7 protein-coding genes are annotated in these 7,539 nt (G+C 70.6%); 1 reads left to right on the top strand and 6 read right to left on the bottom strand.

Annotated elements, in window-relative coordinates; all coding sequences use genetic code 11:
* From V6M46_RS12245 to V6M46_RS12220, 6 genes are all read right to left on the bottom strand, one after another.
* Positions 1 to 1,332 (bottom strand): amidohydrolase (locus V6M46_RS12245; RefSeq protein WP_332665397.1); only part of this gene is annotated, 1,332 nt, incomplete at its 3' end.
* Positions 1,332 to 1,739, bottom strand: coding sequence for a VOC family protein (locus V6M46_RS12240; RefSeq protein ID WP_332665394.1), 408 nt, complete (start codon positions 1,737 to 1,739; stop codon positions 1,332 to 1,334). The genes V6M46_RS12245 and V6M46_RS12240, both read right to left, overlap by 1 nt.
* Positions 1,740 to 1,781: 42 nt before the next feature.
* Positions 1,782 to 2,735 (bottom strand): homocysteine S-methyltransferase, encoded by a 954-nt coding sequence (gene mmuM / locus V6M46_RS12235; protein WP_332665391.1) that lies wholly within the window; start codon positions 2,733 to 2,735, stop codon positions 1,782 to 1,784.
* Positions 2,662 to 3,336: a response regulator transcription factor gene (locus tag V6M46_RS12230; protein ID WP_332665388.1), complete on the bottom strand. Its 675-nt coding sequence runs from the start codon at positions 3,334 to 3,336 to the stop codon at positions 2,662 to 2,664. Before V6M46_RS12230 ends, mmuM begins: the two co-directional genes overlap by 74 nt.
* Positions 3,333 to 4,496: a sensor histidine kinase gene (locus V6M46_RS12225; RefSeq protein ID WP_332665385.1), complete on the bottom strand. Its 1,164-nt coding sequence runs from the start codon at positions 4,494 to 4,496 to the stop codon at positions 3,333 to 3,335. Before V6M46_RS12225 ends, V6M46_RS12230 begins: the two co-directional genes overlap by 4 nt.
* A 12-nt stretch (positions 4,497 to 4,508) precedes the next feature.
* The gene (locus V6M46_RS12220) at positions 4,509 to 6,707 is read right to left on the bottom strand and encodes an MMPL family transporter (protein ID WP_332665383.1); all 2,199 of its coding nucleotides are present in this window, start codon (positions 6,705 to 6,707) and stop codon (positions 4,509 to 4,511) included.
* A gap of 221 nt (positions 6,708 to 6,928) precedes the next feature.
* On the opposite strand from V6M46_RS12220, the gene V6M46_RS12215 reads away from it, so the two are divergent.
* The coding region (locus V6M46_RS12215) for a cation:proton antiporter domain-containing protein (protein WP_332665380.1) at positions 6,929 to 7,539 on the top strand (611 nt) is incomplete at its 3' end.

Here is a 7,539-nt window from a genome sequence, read left to right as displayed (position 1 = left end):
GACCGGCCAGTCGCTGCCGAACGCGAGCCGGCCGCCGGCATCGAGCAGCGACCGGAAGACGTACTGCTGCTCGCGTGCCTGCGGGCTGAGGAACGGCAGGGTCAGGTCCGACATCTGGTCGTCGAGACACGCCCACAGGGGCTGGGCGTTGGCCGTGACGTCGAGCTCGGCGAAGCGCGGCACGTCCTGGGCGTGGACGATCTGGATGTGCGCCAGGTGGTGACGGTTGCCGCGGCGACCGTTGACCCCGATCGCGTGCTCGATCGCATCGAGGCTGTCGCGTACGGCGCGATCGCCGAGGGCATGGATGTGGACCTGGAAGTCCGCGGCATCGAGCAGCTGGACGTAGTGGGCGAGGTCCGCCGCCGCGATGAACGACAGGCCGTGGTTGTCTGTGGGGTTGCCGTGCCGGTCGAGGTAGGGGTCGACGACGGCTGCCGTGAACGTCTCGCAGACGCCGTCCTGCATGATCTTGATCGTGCTCGCGTCGAATCTGGCCGCGGCGGCCCGCGCCCGGCGCTCGACCAGGTCGGCGATCTGCTCCTCACCCCGCGACCGGTCCCACCACAGGGCGCCGACGACGCCGGCGGTCAGGGTGCCGCCGCGCTGCGCCGCCAGGTAGGTGTCGAGCGAGTCCGGCATGCCGAGCCCTTCGCCGACGAGTGCGTCCTGCCAGCCCGTGATCCCCAACGAGTGCAGGTACGTCTGTGCGGTCTGCAGCGCCGCGGCGATCTCGTCGTCGGTGGGCGGCGGGATCAGCCGGCGTACGAGCTCCATCGCGCCCTCGTGGAGCGCGCCGGTTGCTTCGCCGCGATCGTCCCGTTCGATGCGCCCGTCGGAGGGATCCGGGGTGGTCGCCGCGATTCCGGCCCGCTCGAGGGCCGTGGTGTTGACCCACGCGCTGTGGTGGTCACGGTTCGGCAGGAACACGGGACGGTCCGGCACGATTCGGTCGAGGACCGCAGCGGTCGGTACGCCGCCGGGAAAGACATCCATCGACCAGCCGCCGCCGACGACCCACTCGGCATCGGGGTTCGCGAGGGCGTACGCCGTGATGGTGTCGACGTAGTCGTCGAGGTCCTGACCGGCGAGCAGGTCGCAGGCATTCATCTCGAGGCCGGCCTGGACCGGATGGATGTGCGCGTCCTGGAATCCCGGCAGGATCCAGGCACCGGCCAGGTCCACGACCTCGGCGGACGGCACCAGACCGGTGAGCTCCGCGTCGGAGCCCAGCCCGACGATGACCCCGTCGCGTACGGCGATCGAGTCGACGCCGGGACGCCACTCGCCGCCGCCGTAGACGTGGGCGTTCGTGATCAGGAGCTCCGCCATCAGGTGATGAGGTGCGAGTGGTAGTCCGGGATCTCGAGGTCGCTCCGCAGGATGCAGAACTCGTTGCCCTCGGGATCCGCGAGGACCATCCAGCCGAGGCCCTGCGGCGTACGGAGGTCGGCGACCTCGGTGGCGCCGAGTGCCAGGACCCGCTCGATCTCCTCGTTCTGCGTGACGTCGGTGGGCCGCAGGTCGAGGTGGATCCGGTTCTTGACCTGCTTGGGCTCGGGCACCTCGATGAACAGCAGCCGCGTGCGGCCGTCGCGCGAGAAGATCATGCACTCCTCGTGGCCCGGCTCGTTGGGATCGCGGGGATCCTGCTGCATGCCCAGCACCTCGGCCCACCACTCGGACAGGGCATGCGCGTCACGGCAGTCGATCGTCGTGTGCGAGATGCGGCTGGTCATGGTTCCAATCTGACACACGTCGCGGGCGGGGGCGATCCGTCGTCAGGCCAGGCTCTCGGCGAGGGCCGCGATGTCCGCCGGGCCGATGCGGCAGCACCCTCCGACATACGCGACACCGGCGTCGATCCACGCCGGCACGAGCCCGAGGTCGTACGACGGCTCGCCGTGCCACGTGTGGCTCGAGCTGTCCCACACCTGCCCGCTGTTGGGGTACGCGACCGCGGCCTTGCCCGTCACCGTGTGGGCGGTCCGGACGGCACCGAGCACGTCTGCGGGTGCGCAGCAGTTGACACCGGTGGCGACCACCGCGTCGGCGTCGGCCACGACGGCGAACGCGTCGGCCAGCGGCTGGCCGGCCCGGGTCAGCTCGCCGTCGATCGTGTACGACAGCCACGCGGGTATGCCGATCTCGTCGAGCAGGCCGGCGAGCACCGTCGCCTCGTCGATGTCGGGGATCGTCTCGACCGCGAACATGTCGGGCTCGGCGGACGCGAGGAGCTCGAGCCGCGGGCGATGGAAGTCGTACAGCTGCGTCGCGGTGAGCCCGTAGCGACCGGTGTACTCCGAGCCGTCCGCGAGCACGGCGCCGTACGGGCCGACGGACGCCACGACGAGGCGGCCCGGCTCATCGCGCTCGTCGCGCACGTCGCGGGCAATCGCGACGCTGAGCCGGATCAGCGCCTCGGCCTCGGCGCTCGACATGCCGGCCTGCACGAAGCCGGGCACGCTGGCCTGGTAGCTCGCGGTCGTCGCGACCTGCGCGCCGGCGTCGAAGTACGCCCGGTGGACCGCGGCGATCTCCTGCGGCGCATCACGCAGCAGCTCGGCGGTCCAGAGGTCGGACGACAGGTCTTGTCCCCGGTCCTCGAGCGCATTGGACAGCCCGCCGTCGATGATCATGTGACCAGTCTGGCTGATCGGCCTAGAGCGGTGGGTCCGCGCTGACCAGGCCGGACTGGTAGGCCACGACGACCAGCTGCGCGCGGTCGCGGGCATCGAGCTTGATCATGGCCCGGTTGACGTGGGTCTTGGCGGTCAGCGGGCTGACGAAGAGCTGCTCGGCGATCTCGTCGTTCGACAGTCCCTGCGCGACGAGGCTCACGACCTCGCGCTCGCGACGCGTCAGCACCTTGAGCTCGGCGGGCGTCGCGACGGGTCGCCCGGCCGGCTGGGCGAGGAAGTTCGTGATCAGGCTGCGGGTCGCGCGCGCCGAGAGCAGGGCATCGCCGACCGCGACCGTACGGATGGCGCCCAGCAGCTCCTCGGTCTCGACGCCCTTGCCGACGAAGCCGCTCGCTCCGGCCCGCAGCGCCTCGATGAGGTAGTCGTCGGTCTCGAACGTCGTCACGACGAGCACCTTGACGCCCGCGAGGTCGTCGTCGGCGCAGATCAGGCGGGTCGCCTCGAGGCCGTCCATCACAGGCATGCGTACGTCCATCACGATGACATCGGCCCGCGTGCTGCGCGCCAGCTCGACGGCCTCCTTGCCGTTGGTCGCCTCGCCCACGACCTCGAGCTCGGGGTCGGAGTCGATCAGGACGCGAAAGCCCCCGCGGATCAACGCCTGGTCGTCGGCGAGCAGGACGCGGATCGTCATACGGCCGGCTCGAACGGCAGTCGGGCGGCGACGCGCCAGGCGTCACCGTCGATCGAGGTCTCCACGGTGCCGCCGACGGCCTTGGCCCGCTCGTGCATACCGGCAAGGCCGTGTCCCGCACCGTTGGGCGAGCTGCCCTCGGGGCACGGGTTGGCGATGTCGATGCCCAGCGCACCCGGCTCGTACGTGAAGTCCAGCGTCGCGGTTCCCGAGCCGTGCTTGTGGGCGTTCGTCAGGCCCTCCTGCACGAGCCGGTAGGCGACGAGCTCGACGGCCGGTGGCATGGGCTCGGGGACTCCGCGCGCCTGTACGTCGACCGTCAGCCCGGAGGCCGAGAACGAGTCGATCAGCGACGTGAGTCCACCGAGGCCCGGGGCCGGAGCGGTCGGCGTGATGGGCTCGTCGGGTTGCCGGAGCACGTCGAGGAGCCCTCCGAGCTCGTCGAGGACCGAGCCGCTGGCCCGGCGGATGTGCGCGATGGCTTCGTGCGCCTCGGCCGGCTTGGTCTCGAGCAGGTGGTCGGCGACGCCGGCCTGCACGTGCACGACCGCGATGTGGTGCGCGACGACGTCGTGCAGCTCGCGGGCGATGCGCAGGCGCTCGGCGACGACGCGGCGGCGCGCCTCCTCCTCGCGGGTCTCCTCGGCCTGGATCGCGCGTCGCTCGACCTCGGCGAACCACTCCTGGCGGGAGCGGACGGCGGCACCGATGGCCGCCGCGAATCCGGTCCAGGCGAACGACGAGAAGTTCTCGAACCTGACCACCGAGCCGAGGCCGATCGCCGAGCCGGCGCCAAGAGCCAGGCCGCTCGCCAGCCACGCCATGACGGATGTCTTGCGGTCGGCGGCGTAGTAGGCGACCGTGCAGATCGCGACGAAAGCCGCCGAGAGGACCGGCGACTTGCCCTCCTGCAGCGAGATCACGACGGCCGATCCCACGACCACCACACCGAACACCAGGATCGGCTGGCGGCGCCGGAACACCAGGGCCAGGAACACCGGGACCTCGATCGCGTAGACGATCCAGTCGGGTCCGGTCGAGGGCGTCACCCGGTTGTGCGGAACGATCATCGCGATCGCGAAGAGCACGGCGGCAAGCACGGCGTCAGCCCCGAGGGGATGACACCGCGCCTGCTCGACGAGCTCTTCCTTCAGCTTCACGTGCTCAGCCTGTCATGTCCTCACAGGCTGGTCGACGACATCGAGCTCCGCGATCTCGGCGACCGGCGCATCCTCCATCGGCTCGACCGACAGGTGCGGGAGGCGACGATCGATCCACGCGGGGAGCCACCAGTTGGCTGCGCCGAACCAGTGCATCATCGCCGGCACCAGCAGCATCCGGAGGATGAACGCGTCCACCGCGACCGCCGCGGCCAGGCCTATGCCGAACTCGGCGATGACCCGTTCCCCCTCGAACACGAAGGCGATGAAGACGCAGATCATGATCAGCGCCGCGGCGGTGATGACCCGGCCGGTCTCGCTCTGGCCCACCACGACGGCCCTGCGGTTGTCCTTGGTGTGCGTCCATTCCTCGTGCATCCGGCTGACCAGGAAGACCTGGTAGTCCATCGACAGGCCGAACAGGATCGCCAGCATGATGACCGGCAGGAACGCCTCGACCGGGCCCTCCTTGCCGATGTTCAGCAGCTCGCCCAACCAGCCCCACTGGAACACCGCGACGAGGACACCGAACGCCGCCCCGGCCGCGAGCAGATTCATCAACGCCGCCGTCAGGGGCACGACGATGCTGCGGAACGCGACCATCAGGAGCACGCAGCCCAGCGCCACGATCACGCCGAGGAACAGGGGCAGCTTCCCGGTCAGCACGTCGGCGAAGTCACCGAACGTCGCGGTGTTGCCGCCGACGTACACCTGGAGGGTGCTGCCCTCCTCCGCGGCCGGGATGACGTCGTCCCGCAGCCTGTCGATCAGCTGGGTCGTGGCCTCGTCCTGCGGCGCGCTGGTCGGGACGACCTGGACGATGCCGACCGTGGCGTCGGCCTTCATCGGCATCGCTGTCGCCGCCGCGACCCCTGTGGTCGACTCGACGTCGGACACCAGCGCCGTCAGGGCCTGCTGGTCGCCGGGCGACTTGAGCTCGGCGACGAGCTGCAACGGCCCGTTGAACCCGGGGCCGAAGCCGTCGGCCAGCAGGTCGTACGCCTTGCGGGTCGTCGTGTCGGCCGGGTTGTTGCCGGCGTCCGCGGACCCGAGTCTCAGCGAGAAGAACGGGATCGCGAGGAGCGTGATCAGCCCGAGCGCGACGGCCGCGGTCAGTGCCTTGCGGCGAGCGACCAACCGCGCCCACCGAGCCCAGATGCCAACCGTCTCGAGCTGCGGACCCTCGGCCGCGAGGACCTTGCGCTGCCGCTTCGACAGCAACCGCATCCCGAACAGGCCCAGGAACGCCGGCGTCAGCGTCAGCGCCGCCGCGACGGTCCACATCACCGTGATCGCGGCGCCGATGCCCATGCCGGAGAGGAAGTTGACGTTCAGCACCAGCAGGCCCAGCAGCGCGATGACGACCGTGCCACCGGCGAAGAGGACCGAGCGCCCGGACGTGTTGAGCGCCTTGGTCGCGGCCTCTTCGGGCTCGAGGCCGGACTTCAGCCCGGTCCGGTATCGCGTGACGATGAACAGCGCGTAGTCGATGCCGACGCCGAGCCCGATCAGCGCGGCCAGCGTGGGGGTCACGTCGCTCAGGCCGATGACGTGCGACAGCAGCGTGATCGACATGAGCCCGCCGACGAGCCCGGCGATCGCGACGACCAGCGGCAGGACCATGCCGAGCAGTGAGCCGAAGGCGACGAACAGGATCACGGCCGCTGCCGCGACACCGATCAGCTCGGTGCTGCCCGGTCCGGACTGCGTCGCGGTGTCGATCGCCTGGCCGCTCAGCTCGACCTGCAACCCGTCGCCGCGGGCGTCCTGGGCCGTGTCGATCACGGCGTCGATGTCGTTGAGGGCGAGCTCGTCGGCCTGCTTGTCGAACTGCACCGTGGCGTACGCCGTGCGGCCGTCCTGGCTCAGCTGCGCCGCGCCGGCCTCGTCGTACGGGCTGGTGACGCCGACGACCGAGTCGAGCGTGCTCACGTCCTTGAGCATCGCCTCGACCTTCTGCTCGACCGCGGGATCGGTCAGCTTGCCCTCGTCGACGTGCAGGACGATCTGGTCGGCGTCGCCGGCGGACTCCGGCAGCGACTTCTGCAGCAGCTCGAGCGCCTTGGTGGACTCGGTGCCGGGCAGGTCGAACGCGTTGGAATAGCTCGTGCCGGCGGCCAGCGAGGCGCCGCTGATCGCGATCAGCAGGGCGACCCAGATGCCGATGACGGAGAGTCGATGGTCGAAGCACCATCGGGCGAATGCAGCCATGCGGAAACCTCCGAGAAGACGGGGCCGCGAAGGGTCTCGCGGCAGTGTCTCCACCCTCCCGAAGCACACGGCGCCGGCGCGTCCTCCGTACGCCGACAGTCTCGGCTACCACGGGCGCAGTACGCCGCGAGGCCGCTACGTCTGCCGCAGCAGCGGCAACCCATCGAGACCACGTACGCCGACGTGCTTGCTTGGCCCGCTCGCCGTAGCCTCGAGGGGCCATGACCACGCATCTCGTCTATCTCCTCGGCGGCGCGGCGCTCCTCGTGGCCGTCGTCCTCCCGTACGCCTTGCGCACCGCCGCGCTCTCGCCACCCGTCGTCCTGCTGGGGCTCGGCGCGCTGATCGGGCTGCTGCCGGGCACCGACGAGTCGGCCTTCTCGCCGATCGCCCATCGCGCATTCGTCGAGCACCTCGCGGAGTTCACGGTGCTCGTCGCGCTGATGGGTGTCGGGCTGGCGCTCGACCGCCCGCTCAGCCTGCGGTCGTTCGACTCCTGGCGGGCATGGAGCGCGACGTGGCGGCTGCTCGTGATCGCGATGCCGCTGACGATCGCCGGGATCGCGCTGCTGGGCTGGTGGGTCATGGGCCTCGCCCCGTCCGCCGCCCTGCTCCTCGGCGCCGCGCTCGCGCCGACCGATCCCGTCCTGGCCTCGGACGTCCAGGTCGAGGGACCCACCACGACGGAGGCGGACGAGGACGAGATCGACGAGGACGACGAGGTGCGGTTCGCCCTCACGTCCGAGGCCGGGCTCAACGACGGGCTGGCGTTCCCGTTCGTCCAGATGGCGATCCTCGTCGCCGCGACCGGACCGTTCGCCGAGTGGGGAGT

Source organism: Aeromicrobium sp., from assembly GCF_036676885.1.
Taxonomy (GTDB): Bacteria; Actinomycetota; Actinomycetes; order Propionibacteriales; family Nocardioidaceae; genus Aeromicrobium.
Note: the sequence above shows the minus strand (reverse complement) of the source record. Positions and strands in the feature narration are given on the sequence as shown.

Excerpts from the sequence above, each read along its gene's own strand:
- V6M46_RS12240 (WP_332665394.1), bottom strand. The coding sequence starts at position 1,739 with ATGACCAGCCGCATCTCGCACACGACGATCGACTGCCGTGACGCGCAT.
- mmuM (WP_332665391.1), bottom strand. The coding sequence starts at position 2,735 with ATGCCCGCGACCGCGCGCAGCTGGTCGTCGTGGCCTACCAGTCCGGCC.
- V6M46_RS12220 (WP_332665383.1), bottom strand. The coding sequence starts at position 6,707 with ATGGCTGCATTCGCCCGATGGTGCTTCGACCATCGACTCTCCGTCATC.
- V6M46_RS12230 (WP_332665388.1), bottom strand. The coding sequence starts at position 3,336 with ATGACGATCCGCGTCCTGCTCGCCGACGACCAGGCGTTGATCCGCGGG.